This window comes from Kitasatospora sp. NPDC032757, from assembly GCF_055579305.1.
In genome coordinates, this window is the sequence record NZ_JBVINN010000034.1 from 40255 (window position 1) to 56729 (window position 16475).

Annotated in this window: 12 protein-coding genes and 1 pseudogene; 4 read left to right on the forward strand and 9 right to left on the reverse strand. The window is 73.6% G+C overall.

Translation table 11 applies throughout. From position 1 onward, the window contains the following. Positions 1-29: 29 nt before the first annotated feature. The 3 genes from ACZ5WK_RS29555 to ACZ5WK_RS29565 form a co-directional block, all read right to left on the reverse strand. Positions 30-401 carry a tail fiber domain-containing protein gene (locus tag ACZ5WK_RS29555; protein WP_465551803.1) on the reverse strand — a complete coding sequence of 124 codons (372 nt, stop codon included), beginning with the start codon at positions 399-401 and terminating at the stop codon, positions 30-32. A gap of 2 nt (positions 402-403) precedes the next feature. Beyond that, positions 404-928 (reverse strand): hypothetical protein, encoded by a 525-nt coding sequence (locus ACZ5WK_RS29560; RefSeq protein ID WP_465551805.1) that lies wholly within the window; start codon positions 926-928, stop codon positions 404-406. 271 nt (positions 929-1199) lie between these two features. Continuing rightward, positions 1200-2108, reverse strand: coding sequence for an NAD(+)/NADH kinase (locus tag ACZ5WK_RS29565; protein WP_465551807.1), 909 nt, complete (start codon positions 2106-2108; stop codon positions 1200-1202). A 473-nt stretch (positions 2109-2581) separates the two neighbouring features. On the opposite strand from ACZ5WK_RS29565, the gene ACZ5WK_RS29570 reads away from it, so the two are divergent. Next, the gene (locus ACZ5WK_RS29570) at positions 2582-3058 is read left to right on the forward strand and encodes a rhodanese-like domain-containing protein (RefSeq protein WP_465551809.1); all 477 of its coding nucleotides are present in this window, start codon (positions 2582-2584) and stop codon (positions 3056-3058) included. 180 nt (positions 3059-3238) lie between these two features. Here the strand turns inward: ACZ5WK_RS29570 and ACZ5WK_RS29575 are convergent, their stop codons facing one another. After that, a complete protein-coding gene (locus tag ACZ5WK_RS29575; RefSeq protein ID WP_465551811.1) occupies positions 3239-3631 on the reverse strand; it encodes an Imm32 family immunity protein in 393 nt (130 codons plus the stop codon). A 366-nt stretch (positions 3632-3997) separates the two neighbouring features. Between ACZ5WK_RS29575 and ACZ5WK_RS29580 the strand changes: the two genes are divergently transcribed. Next, on the forward strand, positions 3998-4690 hold the full coding sequence (locus ACZ5WK_RS29580) for a DUF6333 family protein (RefSeq protein WP_465551813.1): 693 nt from the start codon (positions 3998-4000) through the stop codon (positions 4688-4690). Positions 4691-4834: 144 nt separating this feature from the next. On the opposite strand, the pseudogene modA reads toward ACZ5WK_RS29580, so the two are convergent. Then, positions 4835-5699, reverse strand: a pseudogene (modA, locus tag ACZ5WK_RS29585) (molybdate ABC transporter substrate-binding protein). 435 nt (positions 5700-6134) lie between these two features. On the opposite strand from modA, the gene ACZ5WK_RS29590 reads away from it, so the two are divergent. After that, complete coding sequence (locus ACZ5WK_RS29590) at positions 6135-6815, forward strand: Tat pathway signal sequence domain protein (protein WP_465551815.1); 681 nt, start codon at positions 6135-6137, stop codon at positions 6813-6815. Positions 6816-7029: 214 nt separating this feature from the next. Here ACZ5WK_RS29590 and ACZ5WK_RS29595 read toward each other — a convergent pair whose 3' ends face one another. The 4 genes from ACZ5WK_RS29595 to kdpB form a co-directional block, all read right to left on the reverse strand. Next, positions 7030-8940, reverse strand: a complete 1911-nt coding sequence (locus tag ACZ5WK_RS29595; RefSeq protein ID WP_465551909.1) for a putative Ig domain-containing protein — start codon at positions 8938-8940, stop codon at positions 7030-7032. A 742-nt stretch (positions 8941-9682) separates the two neighbouring features. Beyond that, positions 9683-11383 (reverse strand): methyltransferase, encoded by a 1701-nt coding sequence (locus tag ACZ5WK_RS29600; RefSeq protein WP_465551817.1) that lies wholly within the window; start codon positions 11381-11383, stop codon positions 9683-9685. Positions 11384-12160: 777 nt separating this feature from the next. Beyond that, the gene (locus ACZ5WK_RS29605; protein ID WP_465551819.1) at positions 12161-12664 is read right to left on the reverse strand and encodes a universal stress protein; all 504 of its coding nucleotides are present in this window, start codon (positions 12662-12664) and stop codon (positions 12161-12163) included. Positions 12665-12804: 140 nt separating this feature from the next. Next, complete coding sequence (gene kdpB / locus ACZ5WK_RS29610) at positions 12805-14994, reverse strand: potassium-transporting ATPase subunit KdpB (protein ID WP_465551821.1); 2190 nt, start codon at positions 14992-14994, stop codon at positions 12805-12807. 483 nt (positions 14995-15477) lie between these two features. On the opposite strand from kdpB, the gene ACZ5WK_RS29615 reads away from it, so the two are divergent. Continuing rightward, on the forward strand, positions 15478-15984 hold the full coding sequence (locus ACZ5WK_RS29615; protein ID WP_465551823.1) for a universal stress protein: 507 nt from the start codon (positions 15478-15480) through the stop codon (positions 15982-15984). Positions 15985-16475: the final 491 nt, after the last annotated feature.

Consider the following 16475-nt stretch of genomic DNA (forward strand, 5'->3'; position numbering starts at 1 on the left):
TGCCGGCCGCCGGGGCCGCTTCCGCCTGCTCACCGGCTCGCTTCGGAGTCCTGGGCGAGTTCGCGCAAACGCCGGACCTCGGAGGTGAGTTCGTCGATGCGTCGGTTCAGGGCCTGGATGCAGACCAGGGCGATGCCGTTGGCGTCGACGACGGGGATCACGCGGGTGTTCTCGTGGTGGAAGTCGAAGGCGGCATGCCAGTCCTGGGCCATCGGGCCGATGTGGCGCACCTGTTCGGGCTCCCAGAGGTAGCGCCAGGTGCTGATGGGCAGGTCGACGACCGTCTGCAGCACCTGGTGGCCGTTGACCGCCCCGGCCGGGGCGACCGCGGAGGCGCCGGGGGCGGCGGTGGGTTCCGGGGCGGCCTGGGCCGCCTTGCCGGAGCGTCGGAACAGTCGCACGGTCAGCAACTCCAGTCGACCGGGACCACGTCGCACTTGAGCCGGCGGTCGCTGGGAGGCGGCGTGGGGGCGCAGTCCGTGCCGACGGTGATCGCCCCGTGCGCCGAGGCCGCGACGTGGACACCGTCGCCGACCAGCACGGCCTCGTAGCCGTTCAGCAGTTCCTGGATGGTGCCGGGGCCGAGGTTCTCCGAGGCGGTGATGCCCGCGATGCCGCCGTAGTTGGTGTAGGCCGACCCCAGCAGACGGCCGCCGGACGTGTAGAACCGGACCTGCAGGCCCACCAGCGGCCGCCCGGTGACGATGTCGTTGACGGTGGCGGAGATGTTCTCCAACTGCAGGCTCGTGAGGTTCAGCGCCCCCTGGCTGGCACTCATGCCGACGGGCTTCAGACTGGGGCAGTCGGCCTCGCCGCAGACGGGCGGCTGGGCCATGGCGGGCGTGGCGGAGCTGATGATGGCGCCGAGCGACAGCGTGCTCACCGCGACGGCCGCGAGTCCGGCGATCCGGCTTCCTGAAAGCTTCATGTTCGTCTCCACGGGTGACTCGGTTGCGGGGCCGTCCTGCGCCATCTCACCCGGCCGGCCCATCATCCGATCCCGGCAATCGGGACATAGAGGATGGCGGTCGCGCATTGCGCCCCATCGGGTGACCGCCACGGTCGAGGCCGCGTTCGCTCACCGGGCTCCTGTCCGAGCGGCCCGGGGCGCCCGGTAGGCCCGAGCGGCGCCCGGGAGGCCGGGAAGGTCACGGGTGGTGGTCGCGATGCCCTCGGCGGACGCCCACGGGACCGGAAGGTCAGCCGTGCTCCGCCGAGCCGGTGAGCCGGAGCTTGCGCTGGGCCCGCTGGTAGAAGGTGGTGTGGCCGAGTCGTACGACGCGTGCGGCGGCGGGCAGCATGTTCACCTCGACGATGTCGCCCGGTGAGACATGGCCGACCAGCAGGCCGTCGGCCTCGATGGCGAGGTCACCGCTGTGCGGCAGTACGTCCAGTTGGAGGCGCTCACCGCTGGAGAGGAACACGGAGCGGTTGAACGCGGCGTGCGGAGCCACGGGAGTGATCAGCAGCCCCTCCGCGTTGGGGGAGACGATCGGGCCGCCGGCGGAGAAGCTGTACGCGGTGGAGCCGGTCGGCGTGGCGACGACGACCGCGTCGGCGGTGTAGGACACGAAGGGCTCGTCCTGGACCCGCACGGCCACCGCCGCGGACTTGTGCCCCGGGCTGCGCAGGAGCACGACGTCGTTGAGCGCCGTCTCCTCGGTGGCGCCGAAGCGGGCGTGGACGCCGGATCGTACTTCCACGGTGAAGCGCTGGTCGTCGATGGCGTCCAGCGCGGCAGGGAGTTCGGGGATGTCGACCTCGGCGAGGAAACCCAGGCGACCGACGTTGACGCCCAGGACGGGTGCGTGCCCCCCGGTCATGAGCCGCATGGCGCGCAGCATGGTGCCGTCCCCGCCCAGGCTGATCATGAGGTCGGCACTCGCGGTCATCTCCTCGGCCTCGACCGGTATGGCCTCGCAGCCGATTCGTGCCACCTCCGCCGCCAGCCCCAGGACCTTCGCACCCCTGGCCCGGCTCCACCGCACCACTGCATCCACCGTGGGCGCGCAGGTACGTTCGGGGTGGAGCACCAGCCCCACCGTGCCGATGAATCCCATCCGGAGCACCTCGATGTCGGCCAGGTCACTGTTGCTCCCTCCAGTCACGCACAGCCGGTCGCCGGCTTCAAGGTCACCACGGGGCTTCGGTCCGTCGCGGGTGTCCCCGCTGGACCGGCGACCGGCCCGCTCCTCAGCGTCACGGCCTCCTCCGAGAGCGTCCACAGGCGCCGGGCGGTTCAGCCGGCGGCCGCGAGGAGCTCTTCCGAACCCGTCGTCCGCCTCGCGGCCGCCCTGCGGGCCGCTGCCCTCGGCACCGGCACCGTCCCGGATCCGTGACCGGGACTCCCCGGCGGCCGGCCGCACTGCACCGCACCGCACCTCGCCCGTCACGAGTTGCGGGGGCTGCGGGCCCGGCCGGCTGCCGTCGGGCTGGCGGGATCTTGACGGTTGTGGGCGATCGCGCCGCTCGCGGGGTCCGGTCCGGACCGGCGAGGATCGAACCACCGCCGAACAGGGCGGGCCCCGGGGCGGGTTCGCCCCGGTGGGACTTCGCCCGCGCCGAGCCGAGGAGCACCCTGATGACCAGCCGGACGACCATCAGCGCCGTTCTCGGCGTCCCCGCCGCCGACCCCGCCGTCGCCGCCGCCCACTACCTCGCCCGGCTGTCCTTCGAGGCCGACGTCTCCGACGTGCACGCCGACCTGGCCGCGGGCGTTCCCGGCGTGGTGGTGGTCGACTCCCGCAGCGACACCGCCTGGGCGCAGGGCCGCATCCCCGGGGCCGTGCACATCCCCACCGCGCGGATCGCCGAACTCGCGCCGCGGCTGATCGCCCCCGGCACGACCGTGGTCACCTACTGCTGGGGCCCCGGCTGCAACGGCGCCACCCGGGCCGCCCTCGCCTTCGCCCGGCTCGGCTACGCGGTCAAGGAGATGCTCGGCGGCTTCGAGTACTGGGCCCGCGAGGGCTTCGCCTACGACACCGACCACGGCACCGGGCAGCGGCCCGTCGACGACCTCACCGCGCCCCGCTCGGGGATCTCCTGCGCCTGCTGAGTCCTCCCCGGCCCGGGTGGCCCCGGCGCCGGCCGGCGACCGTTGGCGGGCGGAGGGTGGGCGGCGAAGGGCGAAGGGCGAAGGGCGGCTGACGGCCGACGGCCGGCGCACGGCGAAGGGGGAGGCCCCAGGCCCGGAGCGAGCGTGCCGTTCACTCCGGGCCTTCAAGGCGTGCGGATGTCAGCCCGGCAGGCTGACGACCAGGGACTCGGACTCCGGCGACAGGTAGTAGTGATCGGGGAAGTAGTCGACGTGAAGATGGTCGAGCGAGTTCCCGGCGTCGGCGTGGCGGCCGTACTCCTCGACGTTGGCCGCGAGTACGTCCAGCAGGCGAGGCTCCCCGGTGATCCGGAACCGGTCGGAGCTCCCCTCGACGGACAGCGTGACCGCCGCCTCGGCGACGGTCTCCACCTCCAGGACCGCCAGACCGCGGTCATAGGGCGCCGCATCGGTGACCGGGGCGAGTCCGACGCGGCCGGTTCCCGAGCGGATCACCTCCGCGAGCGCCAGCAGCTCCTCCCGATTGCCGAGGAGCAGCGCCTCCCCCGTGCTGTCCGAGTAGTGGATCTCCATGGTGTTCCTCCTTCTTCGGGCGGGTCGTGCTCCGCGGGCCGGCCGGGGTCGTCGGCGACGGGGATCCCGCGATGGCATGCCGGTCGCGGGTACGGCCGTTCGCCGCCGGGGTCCGGACCAGGGCCCTCCCCGTCGCCCGAGGATCCCACGCGCTGTCCTGACCCTCCCGCACCCGGGCCCAGCTCGTGTGATGGTCCGTTTCGGTATCGGGCGGGATGCCAACAGCGGCACGGCCCCCCGACGACGCCAGGGCGGAGTCCGTCCCGTGACGGGGCATCGAACCGGGTCGTCAGTGTCCACAACTACCGTGACAGCCATGACCGATACCGGTTTCTGGACGTGTGCGCCCGATCGCAGGGTCGACGGATGGGGCGAGTACACCATCACCATCCTCCGGCCCCGTTCCCGGCTTCCACCGGCCCGAGCACCCTCGCCACGGTCGCCGCCCTGGCTCCCCACGACCCGGCAGCGGCCCGCCGGTTCGCCGGCGCCTTCGGTACCGTCGACAGCATCCTGGAAGAACTCCCCCTCACCGACTCGGTCGTTCCCAGCCCGCGCACGCGAGCCGACCTGGACGTCGTCCACGTCGGTTGCTGGGGCAACGTCGTCGCCATCTCCGACCCGGCTCTGGCCGACAACGGAAACACGTGCCCGCTGCTGACGGAGACCGAAGCCCTGCACCGGCGTCACCCCGGCGCCCGGATCGTCGGATCGGTCGGCGTCGACATGGGGGAGCACCACTCGGAGGACACCGTCCACCTGCCCGAGGGGCTGATGCTGCACTCCGAAGGCTGGGACAGCACGCTGTGGGATCTGACCGGGGACCCCCACGCCGTCCTGCGTGCGCTCGGCGTCACGCCCGCCTCGCTGGCCGGGCATGACGCCGAACTGAACGAGGAGGACCCGGCCTTCACCAACTGGCAGGCATTCGGCCGCCTGGTGCTCGGGCCCTACGACCCGTGGGGGTTCGAAGCCCTCCGGATGTCCGCGTTCCGCGTCCGCCACACCGAGGGCTACACGGCCCTGATGGAAGAGATCTGGCGCTTCGGGCCTGTCTGACGAGTGCCGCCGCGCGCTGATGCGACGCGAGTCATCAGACTAGCCCTCGGGGACCGGGCCGCGCGGGCGAGGGCACCGTCCCGCCGATTCCTGCTGCTGTCGGCCCGTTGCCACCGAGGGGGCGCGGCCGTGCCGGTCTGCGGGTCAGGCGCTGAGGAAGCCCGCGTCGGAGAGCACTTTCTGGCCGTCGGGGGATTCCACCAGGGCGACGAAGGCCTGGGCCCCGGCGCGGTTGGGGGCGTGGGTGAGGGGGCGATGGGGTAGTCGTTGATGGCGGAGGAGGCCTCGGGGAAGGTGACGCCGTCGACCTTGCCCGCGGCGGATCTGACGTCGGTCTGGTAGACGAGGGAGGCGTCCGCCTCCTGGAGTTCCACCTTGGTCAGGGCACCCTTGACGTCCTGTTCGTAGCTGACGGGGGTGACCTGCACGTTGCCGGCCGCCAAGGCCTTCTGGGCGGCGGCCCCGCAGGTACCTCCTTCGCGCAGAGGACGACCTTCAGCCCCGGCTGGGCGAGATCCTGGAGGGATGAGATGTGTTGGGGGTTGCCCGGTACGGTGGCGATCTCCAGCTGGTTGCGGACGAAGGTCTTCGGGGTGCCGACCGCGTCTCCCTTGTCCGTGACGGTCTTCATGGTGGCCGGGCTGGCGGCGGCGAAGACGTCGGCCGGGGCGCCGCTCACGATGCTGGCGGCGAGGGCGTCGCTGCCGGCGAAGTTGAAGACCACCTTGGTGCCGGGGTGTGCGGCCTCGCACTGCCGGCCGATCGTCGTGAAGGCCTCCTTCAGCGACGCGGCGGCGAAGACGGTCACCGTGCCGGTGATGTTCGCCGCCGTCCCCGACGCCGTGGCGGAGGCGGACGCACCCGCCGATGTGCCGGAATTGCTGGACGAGCAGGCGTTGAGGGCCAGGAGGACCGCAGTGCAGGCGCCTGCCAACTGCAGCGTCCGGCGACGGGTGGCACGGGTGGGCACGGGGCTTCTCCCTGTCTGCCGTCCGGTGTGCGGCGGCATGGTCGTGGCGGGGCCTGCCGGGCGGGTGGACGCCGGCCCGGACGGGAAGGCCGTCGGCACGGTCAGGGTCGGGCCTGCGCATGTGGTCAGGGCCCCGCCCGACAGCTCGGGGCCCGGGTGTCCCTCACGCGCCGCCGGCACCGGTCCGACGGCGCCGGTCGGAACGCGCCGCGCCGAGCATAGAGCCGCATCTGCGAGGGATATCAGCACATTCGCCTGGAATTGGCCCGATGGTGTGAGCGATTGCCCGCCGCGTTCCGCCGCCATGACGCTCTCCCGCCGCCTTGTTGACGAAATGTCAGCAAGTTCGACGCAGTGTCTTGACGGTGCATGGACACGGCTCTACAACGTAGTCAGCTCCCAGATCCCCCCACCGCCGGGGAGCACTGAAAGTTCGCCTTCTCGATCCCCCCTCACCGAGGAAGAGGCTTTCCCATGCGCCTTCACCGCCATCTTGCCGTCGCCGCCACCGTCGCCTCCGTGCTCGCACTGGGCGCAGTACCCGCCTCAGCGACGCCGGAGCCCGTCGCCACCCCGGTGCTGACCGCCGGCAGCGCGGGCGGCACCGCCGTCGCGGCGGGCGACGTGCTCGCCGCACCGCTGGCCGCGAACACCCGCGCCACCTTCTACTCGACCGCCACCAGCACGACCGGCGTCACCTGCGCCCTCTCCCAGCTCTCGGCCACGGTCCTGGGCAACCCGGCGGCGCCCGGCACGGCGACCGAGTCCCTCACCGGGCTGACCTTCGGCTCGTGCACCAGCAACGTCACCGGTGTCACCTCGGTCCGCAGCCTGACGGTCGGCAATCTGCCCCACGGCATCGCCGTCGACGACGGCCCCGGCCTCCCGGTCACCCTCACGGCCGGAGCCGCCGGGCCGATCCAGGCCACCGCCGTGCTCAACACCTGGTTCGGCACCATCACCTGCACCTACCAGCTCAGCGGCGCGTTCACCGGCAACGCCGACAACACCGCCCACAGCCTCGGCTTCCGCAACGAGCACTTCGCCAAGAGCGGCGGCTCGGGCCTCTGCCCCGCCGACGGCTACTTCTCCGCCGCCTACGGCCCCGTCACCGACACCACCCAGCCCGGCAGCCCGGCGGTCTACGTCAACTGACCCGCGTCGGCCCGACCGGCGACCGGCGACCGGCGGCCGGCGGTCACCGGTCGGGCCCGGCCCCGCTGTTCCGGTACGCGACGTCGCCACGGCCGGGCGGTGGGGCGATCGCGGACCGCTCACGGTCCGCGGTCCCGCTCACGGACCGCGGACCTGTTCGCAGACCGGAAGGGGCCGCAGCGTTGGCTGCGGCCCCTCGGTGGTGCGGGGTCGGTCAGGAGACGTTGAGTGCGGCGTCGTCGACGACGAAGCCGGTCTGGAGGGAGCTGTCCTCGGTGCCGGTGAACTTGACGGTCACCGTCTGGCCGGCGAAGGCGGAGAGGTCGTAGCTGCGGAGGGTGTAGCCGGTGCCGGCGTTGGCGTTGCTGAAGGTGGCCAGGGTGGTGGAGTTGGCCTGGACGGTCAGCTTGTCGTAGACGGTGGAGCCGGACTCGGACGTGTCGATGTGCAGGTAGAAGCTGAGCGTCGCCCGGCAGCCCTGCGGGATGGTGACCGCCTGGGAGAGCGTGTCGGTGTGGGTGGAGCCGTAGCCGTCGAGCCAGGCCTTCCAGCTGCCGGAGTGGGCGGCCTCGCTGCCGGAGTTGTCGATCACGCCGGCGGTGGCGTTCCACGGCGTGGCACTGCCCGTCTCGAAGCCCGGGTTGCCGAGCAGTTGGGCGGCGGTGCAGCCGCCGCCGGTGCCGGTGACCGCCCAGGTGAAGGTGGTCGAGCCGCTCGCGCCGGTGGTGTCGGTGGCCGTGACGCTCACGGTGTACGTGCCGGCCGCGGTGGCGGTGCCGGTGATCAGGCCGGTGGCGGAGTCGACGGACAGGCCGGTGGGCAGGCCGCTCGCGCCGTACGTGAGGGTCTGGCCGGAGGCGGAGTCGGTGGCGTGGATCTGCAGGCTGACCGAACCGCCCTGCGCGGTGGACTGGTTGCCCGGGTTGGTGACGGTGACGGTGTTGCCGGAGGTGCTGCCCGAGGTGAAGGCGGCGGTGCCGTTGGGGGTGCCGAGGCCGGTCGGGCCGTCGTAGCCGCTGCCCGCGGTGCAGAGGTAGGACGGGGAGCAGCTGCCGTTGGCGCCGCTGGTCACGTCGTACAGCGCGGAGGTGTGCGCGTACGGGTAGGAGGCCGGGGTGGTGCCGGCGGCGGGGGTGCCGGCCAGGGCGTACACGGCGGCGATGATCGGGGCGGAGGCGCTGGTGCCGCCGTAGACGTTCCAGCCGCTGCCGCCGTAGGTCTGGTAGACGGCGACGCCGGTGGCGGGGTCGGCGACGGCGGAGACGTCGGCGACGGTGCGCTTGGCGCAGCCGCTGTCGGTCTGCCAGGTGGGCTTGGCGTCGTAGCCGGAGCAGCCGGAGCCGGCGCCGTTGCCGCCGGAGGTGGTGCCCCAGACCTTCTCGCTCCAGCCGCGGGTGGTGGAGGTGCGGCTGAGGCTGGTGCCGCCGACGGCGGTGACGTACCTGGAGGCGGCCGGGTACTCGACGCCGTAGCCGGAGTCGCCGGAGGAGACGGTGATGGCGACGCCGGGGTGGTTGAAGTAGCTTGCGTCGGAGCTCGGGTCGGTGGAGTCCTCGCCGCCGCCGTAGCTGTTGGAGACGTACTTGGCGCCCAGGCTGACCGCGGTGTTGACGGCGGCGCCGAGGTTCTCCATGGTCGGGGTGTCGGCTTCGACCAGCAGGATGTGGCAGTTGGGGCAGACGGCGCTGACCATGTCGACGTCGAGCGAGATCTCGCCGGCCCAGCCGCTGTCGGCGGTCGGGTAGGAGGTCCCGCCGCGCTGGTCGGCCTTCTTGAAGCAGCCGTTGGCGGTGGTGCAGGCCGGGAGGCCGTACTGGGAGCGGTAGGCGGCGAGGTCGGATTCGGCCTTGGGGTCGTCGTAGGCGTCGACGATGGCGACGGTCGCGCCCGAGCCGGCCGAGGCGGGCAGGTTGTAGGCGGAGGCGAGGTCGCCCGGGCCGTAGCCGGAGGGGGTGGCGTTCGGCGCCAGGGTGCGCTGCTGGGCGATGTCCGTCCTGGCCAGGGCCAGGCAGGCCATCTCACCGGGGTGGCTCGCGCAGAGCCGCTTGGTGGTGATGGGGGAGTGCGGCGCGGTGCCGGCCGCGGTGGCGCCGGGGGCGGCGGTGAAGAGCCCGGCGGCCGCCATGGCCAGGGCGGGCAGGACGGCGAGGAGCCGGCGTGCTCTGGGCAGGCGCGGCCTGCCGGGGGAGTGGAAGCGCAAGGATCGACCCTCCGTGGGGTGAGGGCGCGGCCGGTGCCGGCATGGGGGTGCTCGCCGGTACGGGCTCGTGCCCGTGCTGACGGATCTCGGCATGTGCGGCCGGCCGCGGCGGGTGGCCGGGCCGGCTGGTGCTTGCGCTGTACGGGAGTCGGGTTGCTCCGGGGCGCGTGGCAGGCTCATGACAGCTCTCTGAGCACACCAAAGGCCCTACCGCATACGGTCGTTGCCGGGCGGTGTGGCCACGACGCTACTGACGGGTCACCGGCGGCGACAAGGCCGGGCGCGCAGCCTTTACCGGGCCTTGTGCATGAATTGCCAAGTGCGATACGTGACTTGGCCGGACGGCGGGCGGTGATGGGGCCTGTCGCCGCGGGTCGTGGATTCCGTGGGCTGCCCGGCCGTCACGGCCGGTCGGCGGCGTCGGCGGCGTCGGCGGGGGAGGGCCGGCGGGCCCGGACCGGCGCTGGGGCGAGGGGTGGGGCGGACGTGACGTGCCGCCGGCATGTGCTCCGGTCAGGCCGCCCCGATGGTACGGACCTCGGCGTACCCGGCGGTGCGTCGGCGGTGCGGCGGGCGGGCCGGGGTGCTGTTCTCCGGGTGGGGCTCGCGGAGGCCGCCAGGCGCGCGCGGGCGGGCGCGTGCCGGCGGGCGTGCCGTGGGGTACCGGTCAGGGAGTGCGGGCGACGAAGAGCTGGTACCCGAGCAGCGTCACGGGATGGTCCTCGCCGGGCAGGGTGAGGGCGGATCCGAAGCCCGCGGCGGCCAGCACGTCGAGCCACCCCTGTCGGGAGGGTGGTCCGGCGTGTGCGGCGGGCGAGGGGGCGAGGAAGTCGCGGGTGATCAGGCGGTCGAGGTGTTCCCGGGTCGGCTCGACGGCGAGCAGCCAGCCGCCGGGAGCGAGCAGGCCGGCCAGTCGGCGGGCACGGTCCCCGGCATCGCGGGCGCCGCCCAGTACGCCGGTGGAGACCACCACGTCGACCGGGCCGGGTTCAGTGGTGCCCGGCCCGCCGTGGGGGTCGAGGAGTCCGAAGCGTAGCCAGGGGTGGCGTCGGAGCCGGGCCCGGGCGGCGTCGAGGAGGACACCGGACGGCTCGGTGCACAGGTAGTCGACGGGGTGGACGGCCCCGCACGCGGCCGCCAGCGCGTCCGCGATCGCCTCGGTGGCCGCCCCGGTACCGGCGCCGAGTTCCAGCAGCCGCAGCGGACGACGGCCGCGGTGGGCCGTGGCGATGTGCCGTACCGCCGAGCCGAGGGCGCTGCCGAGGTAGCGCCCTGTGGCGGTGGACCGCGTCAGGGCGTCGATACCGCCGGCGCTCCCGTCGGGGCGGAACAGCCTCCCGGCGGGCTGCTCGCCCGAGAGGAGACCGGGCAGGTGGGCGGCGCCGCGTCGCAGGTGGTCGATGACGGCGGCCGCGCCGAGGTGGCCGGTCCAGGCCTCGGCGGCCTGCTCCCAGGCCGTGTGCGCGGCGGCGTCGTCGACCGGCCGGGCACCGTGGACGTGCTCTCCCCGGAGGGTGACCAACTGCCCCCGTACCAGCGCCCGCAGCCAGCGTGCGGCGAGCGGGCGGTCCTCGGGCGCCACCCGGGCGGCGTCCAGGATCTCGGTGCGTGGGTGACCACGGGCCGGGTCGTCCAGGACGCCGGCGCTCTGCAGGGCCGACAGCATCGACAGGAGCACGGCGTCGTCGAGCCGTTCGACGAACAGCCGCGCCTGCCCGGCGGTGACGCCGATGGTCTGCTTCCAGGCGGTGTCCGCCGCGGCGCCCACGACTTCGCGCAGCCGGTGGTCGGCGAGCTCGGCCTCGCTGCGCGGCGGGCGGACGTGGGCCACGACGGCGCCGAGGGCGTCCATGGCGGCGTACACGTCGTCCTGGGCGGGTTCGGGGCCGACGTGGAGCACCTGGCGGAGCGCGGCGAGGTCGCTCCCGCGCAGCGTGGTGACCCGGCTGAGCCGCCAGAGCAGCTCGGACGGCAGGCTCAGGTGGGTGGTGCCGGACTGTTCGAGCTGGGCGGGGAGTTGGTCGGCCGGCTGGTCGGGGTCGCCGCAGATGACCGTCCCGCCGGCGAGCAGGGTGGCGAGGGCGAGTTCGACCCCGAGCTCGGTCGCCGGGTAGAGCACGGTGTGCCGGATCGGCGGCGGGCCGAGTACGCCGGCCCAGTGCCGCAGCCGGCGTTCGGCCTGCGCGCTCTCCGCGGCGGGGAGCGCCGCGTGCGCCGCCACGCGTTCGGCCACGGCCTCCGGCAGGCCACCCTGCGGTGCGACGCCGAGCAGGAGCCCGATGCCGCTGATCGCGCGGCCGCCTGCGACGACGGCGGGCCGGTCGCCGAGTGTGCGCAGGGCGCTGACGAGCGCGGGGATGGCAGGCACGGTGATCACTCCGGGGTCGGCGCGGGCGCGGGGACCACTGAACCATGTCGCGTGCATGAGCAGCACTGATGTTCGGGTCAAGTTTCGGCAATGGTTTTCATCTCACGCTGGATCGGCAGGAGACGAGACGCCTGCGCCGAGCCCGCGGCCCCGGGCTCCCGGGCACCGTCCAGAGAGGGAACACGCCCGGGTCGGAACCGGCGGCGAGCGCGCGGAGGCCCGGGTCGCCGAGGGCGAGTTCCTCGGCGACCCGGCGCCGGGTGACCGGGGTGACGCCCTGGCGCCGCAGGGCCCGCCTGCCGGTCGGCGTGGCGGGCGGTCAACTCCACTGCTCCCGGCTCGACTTCGGCGGGTGGCCGGAAGGAGGGCGGCCGGGCGCGTTCACGGGCGGTCTCGGAGAAGCCGAAGGTCTCGGCGGTCGCCCGCTCGGCCTGCGCCGGCGTGACGCAGTCGGCCGGGCCGCGGGCGAGGGGATCGACGGCGAGTGCCCTGGCGAGGGTGGGGCGGTGGACTCCGGCGCTGCGCTCGTCCAGGCGCAGCGGCTCGGGGTCGTCCCGGATGGCGCAGAGGCCGCGCGCGCCCCGGGCGGCGGCCGGCATCGCGCTGGGGTGGGAGGGGTGCCGGCCGAACGCCTGGCGGACCGGTGCGGCGTGCGCGGCGGTGAGGGTGAACGCGGCCGGGGTAGCCGGGCGGACAGACCGCGCTCCGGAATCTCCCGGTCCGGGCCCGGGCCGCCACCGTCGTCCGGGCGGCCCGGTGGAGTCGGGCGGGGCGGTGTCAGACGGTCGCGCTGCGGTGGAGCCCTGCGGCGAGCGGGACGGGGGCGCCGCTGCGGGCGGTGAGCTCCAGCTTCTCCAGCAGCGCCGACGGCGAGACAGTGATCACGGGGCAGGGCGCGTGGGTGCGGCAGTGGCGGGTGACGGAGCCGTGCAGCAGGTGGTCGAGGCGGCTGTGGCCGCCAGAGCCGACCACGAGCAGGTCGTCCGGGCCGGTGGCGGCGACCAGGGCCGGGCCGGCCGGGCCGCGGATCACCAGCGGGCGCAGGACGAGGCCGGCGGGGTAGCCGCCGAAGGCCTGCTCGAAGGTGGTGTCCAGACGCTTGCGGGTCGCGCGCTCCAGCTCGGAGTGGGGTCGCGGGCCGTCATGGCGCGACGGCTCCCAGGCGGCGACCGGGACGAGCGTCGCCGCGCGGCGGGTGGCCTCGTCGACGGCGCGGTACAGGGCCGCGAGACTGCTCAACGACCCGTTGAGCCCGACGATCACCCGTGTGGTACCGGTCATGGCCGCTCAACTCCTTCTCGGTGTTCCGCTGCCTTCAGTGAAACCCGCCGCAGGAGCGGGCGGAGCGGCCGCTGATGGGGCTCTGACGCCCGGCGCGTGCTTCTTGACGGGGCCTTGACGAGCTGCCGGTTCTCCTGGCCTCAGCCGAGGCCGGGGACGAACTGGACGAGCAGGTCGATCGCCTTGATGCCGAGGAAGGGGAGGATCAGCCCGCCCAGCCCGTAGACGCGGAGGTTGCGGCGGAGCAGGTCGGTGGCGGAGGCGGGCTGGTAGCGGACGCCGCGCAGGGCGAGCGGGATCAGGGCGATGATGATCAGGGCGTTGAAGATGATCGCGGAGGCGATGGCCGAGGTCGGGCTGTGCAGGCCCATGATGTTGAGGTGGGCGAGGCCGGGGTGGGAGCCGACGAACATCGCGGGGATGATGGCGAAGAACTTGGCGACGTCGTTGGTGATCGAGAAGGTGGTCAACGCCCCTCGGGTGATGAGGAGTTGCTTGCCGACGCGGATGATCTCGATCAGTTTGGTGGGGTTGGAGTCGAGGTCGACCATGTTGCCGGCCTCCTTGGCGGCCGGGGTGCCGGTGTTCATGGCGACGCCGACGTCGGCCTGGGCGAGGGCGGGGGCGTCGTTGGTGCCGTCGCCGGTCATCGCGACCATGTTGCCGGCGGCCTGTTCCCGTTTGAGGTAGGCGAGTTTGTCCTCGGGGGTGGCCTCGGCGAGGTAGTCGTCGACGCCGGCCTCGGCGGCGATCGCGCGGGCGGTGAGCGGGTTGTCGCCGGTGACCATGACGGTGCGGATGCCCATCCGGCGCAGCTCGGCGAAGCGGTCCGCGATGCCCTCCTTGACGACGTCCTTGAGCTCGATCACGCCCAGCGCCCGGGCGCCGTGCCGGTCGTGGACGGCGACCAGCAGCGGGGTGCCGCCGGCGGCGGAGATCCGGTCGACGACGCCCTTGGCCTCCATCGGCAGCCGTCCGCCGGAGCGCACCACCCAATGGGCGACGGCGACGGCGGCACCCTTGCGGATGAGACAGGTGGCGCCGTCGGGCCAGGCGAGGTCGGCGCCGCTCATCCGGCTCTGGGCGGTGAACGGGACGGTGCTCCGCTCGCCCAGTTCGCCCTCGGCGCGCGGCGGCGTCCAGTACTGACGGTTGGTCAGCTCGATGACGGAGCGTCCCTCGGGGGTCTCGTCCGCCGCAGAGGCGAGCTGGGCGGCCTCGGCGAGTTGCTCGACGGTGGCGCCGGGCAGCGGGTGCAGGGCGACGGCGCGGCGGTTGCCGTGGGTGATGGTGCCGGTCTTGTCGAGCAGCAGGACGTCGACGTCGCCCGCGGCCTCGACCGCCCGGCCGGAGAGCGCGACCACGTTGCGCTGCACCAGGCGGTCCATGCCGGCGATGCCGATCGCGGAGAGCAGGGCGCCGATCGTGGTCGGGATGAGGGCGACCATCAGGGCGACCAGCACGACGGTGGTCTGCGGGGAGCCGGCGTAGATCGCCATCGGCTGGAGGGAGACCACGGAGAGGACGAAGACGATGGTGAGCGAGGCGAGCAGGATGTTGAGGGCGATCTCGTTCGGTGTCTTCTGCCGGTTGGCGCCCTCGACCAGGGTGATCATCCGGTCGATGAAGCTCTGGCCCGGCCGGGAGGTGATCCGGACGACGAGGTGGTCGGAGAGGACGCGGGTGCCGCCGGTCACGCTGGTGCGGTCGCCGCCGGACTCGCGGATGACGGGCGCGGACTCGCCGGTGATGGCGGATTCGTCCACGGCCGCGACGCCCTCGATCACCTCCCCGTCGCGGGGGATCACCTCGCCGGCGGGGACGAGCACGATGTCGTGCAGCAGCAGGTGCTCGGCCGGGATGGATTCGTGGCGGCGGTCGGGGCTGCCGACCCGCCAGTGCAGGAGGCGGCGGGCCGTCGTCCCGGTCTGCGCCTGCCTCAGCGAGTCGGCCTGCGCCTTGCCCCGGCTCTCGGCGACGGCTTCCGCCAGGTTGGCGAAGAGCACGGTGAGCCAGAGCCAGAAGCTGATCATCCAGGCGAAGACGCCCGGGCGGACGACGGCGGTGAGCGTGGTGAGGGCGGAGCCGGTCTCGACCACCAGCATGACCGGGTTCCTCGCCATGGTGCGCGGGCGGAGCTTGCGCACGGCGGCGGGCAGGGCTTCGCGGAGCTGCTGCGCGGTGATCAGCCGGCGGCGGCCCGGGCGGGGCGCGCCGGGGCGGTGGCGCGGGGGTGCCGGCTCGGCGCCGGTGGCCTTTGCGCGGCGGGACCGGCCGGGCCCAGCCGGGTCGGGGGTGGTGGCCGGTGGGGTGAGGGCCGAGCGGCGCATCAGTTCTGGGACCTTCCGGAGCCGGCCCGGCGGAGCGGGACGGCATGTCGGCGATGACGGGACGAACGGGACGGGCACAGCGAAGCACCGACCCGCCACGGGCCGTACGCGTTTTGACGCCTGCTTGGCGTGACGCGGGAAGTCCTTGATGCGGCCCTGACGCATGCACCTGCTGCCCCGGCGTGTCCCGTCGGCCAGGGCGGGGGCCACCCGGACGCGCCGGGCCCGCCCGTGGCTGCCCGGGCCCGCGCGAGGGCGGCCAGGGCGTCCATCGACGGCGGCGCGAACGTACGCCCGGATGGTGACACAGGGGATGCGAGTGAATGTGGAGTGTCACGGCCCGGTGCGACGGCGTCAAGGTTGCGCCAAGAAGTGCCGTCCGCGCTCAGGATTTCGGCGATCCCAGGTGCATCCCGTTGCTAAGGATGTATTACGCAGGCTAGACTCGGACAACAGCCTATGAATCGAAGGAAGCGAAGCGTCATGGCCGAGGACACTCGGGTTATCGCCGGAGTCAGTGGATCACTGGGCAATCTGGCGGCCCTGCACCGCGCGATGGAGGAGGCCGTGCTCCGCGACGCCGTGCTCGTCCCGGTGATCACCTGGACGCCGGTCGGCGGCGAGCCGGCCTACCGGGCCCACCCGTGCCCGCCGCTGGCGAAGCTCTGGGCGCAGGCGGCCGGCGAGCGGCTCGACACCGCCTTCGAGCAGGCCTTCGGGGGCTACCCGACCGGCGTCCGCATCGAGCCGCTGGTGCTGCGCGCCGAGGCCGGCCGGGCCCTGGTGGAGGTCGCGAACCGCCCGGACGACCTCCTGGTGGTGGGCACCGGCCGGAGCGGTCGGCTGCCGCGGATCCTGCGGCCCTCGGTGAGCCGCTACTGCCAGGCGCACGCGGCCTGCACCGTGATCACGGTGCCCCCGTCCGAACTGCTGAAGGACCTCCGGCACGTGGCGCGCAGCGCGGACCTGCTGACCCTCCTCGCGGCCTGACCTCCTGACGGTTCGACCACCTGAGCCCCGGCCCGCGAGGGGCTGCCGCTCCCGGTCGTGACCTCCGGCGCCAAGGGGTCGTCAAGATCGTCGCGCGGCCCGTCAGGGAGGCGTCAGGGCCGGTCGGATGCCGTACCGGCGGGCATAGCGTCAGCAGCGAGGAAACGGTTCGCCACCAGAGTCAACGACTGGACGGCGGACCGTGCCGAATCCCGGCCCCGGCGTTCCTCCGGGGCCGTTTTCGGCGGCCAGTGAAAAACAGGGGTGGGGGCGCGCGGCGATTGCCAAAGGGTGCCCGGGCAGATCGGTTGTCGTGGGGACGGGCCCGCCGGGGGTGGCGGGCTCAAATCCGGTCGACCCGACACCCGAGCCGCGCGCCCCCCGTCACCGGCACCTCATGCGCGGCCTCCCGTGGTTGGTCCCGCCGGTTGTGGTGGAACAGCCCGGAGCAGGTGCGCGGCCGCCGCTCAGTGGGGTGCCAGCGGCGGGAA

What these genes read in the sequence shown, in the direction of transcription:
- ACZ5WK_RS29560 (WP_465551805.1), bottom strand. Translation starts at nt 928, where the DNA reads ATGAAGCTTTCAGGAAGCCGGATCGCCGGACTCGCGGCCGTCGCGGTG.
- ACZ5WK_RS29570 (WP_465551809.1), top strand. Translation starts at nt 2,582, where the DNA reads ATGACCAGCCGGACGACCATCAGCGCCGTTCTCGGCGTCCCCGCCGCC.
- ACZ5WK_RS29575 (WP_465551811.1), bottom strand. Translation starts at nt 3,631, where the DNA reads ATGGAGATCCACTACTCGGACAGCACGGGGGAGGCGCTGCTCCTCGGC.
- ACZ5WK_RS29580 (WP_465551813.1), top strand. Translation starts at nt 3,998, where the DNA reads ATGGGGCGAGTACACCATCACCATCCTCCGGCCCCGTTCCCGGCTTCC.
- ACZ5WK_RS29590 (WP_465551815.1), top strand. Translation starts at nt 6,135, where the DNA reads ATGCGCCTTCACCGCCATCTTGCCGTCGCCGCCACCGTCGCCTCCGTG.
- ACZ5WK_RS29595 (WP_465551909.1), bottom strand. Translation starts at nt 8,940, where the DNA reads ATGGCGGCCGCCGGGCTCTTCACCGCCGCCCCCGGCGCCACCGCGGCC.
- ACZ5WK_RS29605 (WP_465551819.1), bottom strand. Translation starts at nt 12,664, where the DNA reads ATGACCGGTACCACACGGGTGATCGTCGGGCTCAACGGGTCGTTGAGC.
- kdpB (WP_465551821.1), bottom strand. Translation starts at nt 14,994, where the DNA reads ATGCGCCGCTCGGCCCTCACCCCACCGGCCACCACCCCCGACCCGGCT.
- ACZ5WK_RS29615 (WP_465551823.1), top strand. Translation starts at nt 15,478, where the DNA reads ATGGCCGAGGACACTCGGGTTATCGCCGGAGTCAGTGGATCACTGGGC.